Source organism: Vibrio sp. 10N.286.48.C11 (genome assembly GCF_041469805.1).
Taxonomy (GTDB): domain Bacteria; phylum Pseudomonadota; class Gammaproteobacteria; order Enterobacterales; family Vibrionaceae; genus Vibrio; species Vibrio crassostreae_C.
In genome coordinates, this window is sequence record NZ_JBFRLK010000096.1 from 1 (window position 1) to 3182 (window position 3182).

Below are 3182 nucleotides of genomic sequence, written 5' to 3' on the forward strand. Positions count from 1 at the left end.
GCCCCCTCACTGACACTGTCTGTTAAAGGCGTCACATCAGGGTTGTCGTTAACCGCAGCTAAGTTGGTGGTTGCGCCGGTGTGGGTCACACCACCGTGTGCATCCTTAACGTCATAGCTGAAGTGTACATCGCCGTTATAGTCTTTTTCTGGGGTAAACGTAAACGTACCATCGGCATTGTTTAGAATAGAGCCATGGTCAGCATGCAGGTTTTCAATGGTTAGTTTACCGGCGTCATTGGCATCCACATCGACGGTATTCGCTAATAGTTGCGCGGTGGTTAAGGTTTGGCGTGTATCTTCACTGCCATTTGCAAGCACCACTTCAGATGAACAGTAAGGTCTGTCGTTACTGCCGTGAATGGTGATGACAATATCGTGTGTTGTACCATCTTTTGAATGGACTGTAATCGTATCGGTTAAGCTTTGCCCTTCACCAAGTTGGTCAATTGCAGTGCCACGCGTTGTGGGTCTAGCACCTATACCTGATAGATGCCCAGCATCGGCATGGTAATGCCAGGTGCCATCGGTGAGTAAGATTAGATCGCCATAGGTGCCGTGATAGTCGTAACCATTGCTGCCTTGGCGTTCAAATCCTGACTCGCCTACATCGGGGTCTGTGATGGTCAGCTTGCCATCAGCATAGAGTGTTGTATTGCCAAGTGTGGCGATGCCTGAGTGAGCATAGTCGGGTGACATGTCGACACCCGCGCTGTTTTCGGTTATTGAACCAGTATCAACGCCAGCGATTTGGGCTTTATCGCCAACAGCCGAGAGCGTCGTTGATGCGCCAGTGTGTGTTGTACCACCATGCGCGTCTTTCACATCGTAGGTGAAGTGGACGCTGCCGTTGTAATTGTGGCTTGGAGTGAAGGTGAAGGTTCCATCGTGATTGTCTTGAATCGAGCCATGGTCAGCATGCAAATTAGCGATAGTGAGCTTACCTGCATCGTTGGCGTCTACGTCAACAGTATTAGCGATTAGCTCGGTTGCTGTGATGGTTTGAGCAAGATCTTCTTTACCGCTGTTCAGTTGCACTTCACCAGAACAATACGGACGGTCGTTATCGCCATGAACGGTGACAACAATATCGTGAGTGGTGCCATCAGCCGATTTGACGGTGACAGTATCCGTTATCGATTCACCTTGGCCGAGGTGATCAATCTTTCTACCTGTTGCGTCTTGGCCTATGGAAGCGTAGTAGCTCCAATCTCCGTTACTCTGAAGTATGACACGACCATGAGTGCCGTAATAAACGCCGGTTTGGGCATGGCTTTCACCGGAGTCTGGATCAACAATGTTCAGGTGACCATCAGTGTGTATTTCGTCGTTCCATAATTTGCCGATGTTTCCATGCATATGATCTGGTGAGCGATCATCGACGTAGCCACCAGACATTGTACCATCTGGTGCTGTATAGGTATGCCCTTCATGAACATCTCCAGTATAGACACCGCCGATAACGGCAGAATTATTAACCCCTGTAATCGTTATTGAGAGGTTTTGAGTGCTGCTCGCATTATGCTCGTCTGTGACTGTTACTGGAACAGTCAATGTCTTCGTGACACCTGATGCTAACGATTGATAGCTAGAGTGAGCAGGATCGAAGCTATAACTGCCGTCCGGATTAACCACCAAGCCATCAATCTGCGGTGCGCTGTAAGTCAAGGCCGCACCGGTATCAATATCTTGGCCAACCATTTGTCCATTTAGAACGCTTCCACCTTCAGTCACTGAGTGGGACTGAGCATTGATGGTTGGGGCATCGTTGGTACCATGAACCGTTAGCTCTATCGTGTGTGTTGTACCATCTGCTGAGCGTATAATGGCTGAATCGTGTTTAACTTCGCCTTGCGCTAAGTTCTGTATATTGCGGTTGTCGAGGGTATAGGTGTAGTGACCGTCGCGCATGAGCAGTATGTGCCCACCCAGTTTGGTGTCGTAGCCAATACCTTGATAGGTTTGTGAGCCTATATTCGGATCAAACTGTGCCTCTCCCTTATCAGGGTCTTGGATGTTTAATCTGCCGTCGTAATGCAGTTGGTAGTGGGTATCTATATAGCCGCGATCTTCAGTTACTCCCCGTAAGTCTGCATTGGCTTGTGCGTCGGTAATAATCGCGTTATCTGGAGTTGCGATAAGATCAAACTTAGCTTGAGTGCTGACGCTGCCCCCATGGCCGTCAACCACATCATAGGTGAGTCGAATCTCACCATTGAAATCTTTATCTGGCGTGAAGGTATAAGTGCCATCTTTATTATCAGTCAGGCTACCGTGTGTCGCTTGCAAATTTGTCACGTGCAATACATCGCTACTATCCACATCGCTTGCATGTGTTAGCAAGTCAGAAGCCTTGATGGTTACGGGTTGATCCTCTTTACCCGCAGGAAGCTGAGTCCACGCACTGACAATTGGTTTGTCGTTGCTGCCTTGCACATCGATAACGACTTTATGAGGGACTGTCGCTCCTGTTGAATCGGTAGCGGTGATCCAGAATGATTCAGACTGATGTTCACCAGCCGCGAGTTTATCCGCGGCACCGCCGGTTGAATTGTCTAGCTGATAGTGCCAATGACCATGCTGATCAATCGACAGCGTTCCCCATTGACCTTGGGGTTGATTGATTGCCCACGTAACGGTGTCGGACTTATCTATATCAGTCGCGATTAAGCTCCCTGTCGCATCGGGGTTTCCTGCCGTGTTCAAGCCCTGTTCGATCACCGCGCCACTTGAGGTACCTGAGATAGTAGGGCGGTCATTGGTGCCATTAATCGTCACTTTGATGGTCGACGGTGTGCCATCAACGGAAGAGACGGTAAAGGTTTCTTCGACTTTATCGCCGACGTTCAATTGATTAAACGCACTGTTGGCGGTGAATGTCCATTGGCCATTAGCACCAATGGTGAGGTTGCCGTTGGTGCCAGTAATCGAATCCGGTGTGAATGCGTTATCTGGATTATCCACGTCGGTACTGGTGAGAGCTCCTGATGTCGTTACCGCTTTGTCAGTTTCATCGATAGCGACGGTCGCACTGCTGACAGTAGCGGTGTCGTTAGTACCGTTGATTGTCACCTTGATAGTGGACGGTGTTCCATCAACAGACGACACCGTGAAGGTTTCTTCTACTTTATCGCCGACGTTTAACTGATTAAACGCGCTGCTCGCGGTGAACACCCAATGACC

General features: G+C 49.3%; 1 protein-coding gene. It reads right to left on the reverse strand.

Annotation, left to right across the window (positions count from 1 at the left end; genetic code table 11):
- Window positions 1–3182: VCBS domain-containing protein (locus AB4209_RS20225; RefSeq protein WP_372057110.1), on the reverse strand; the 3182-nt coding region annotated here is incomplete at both ends.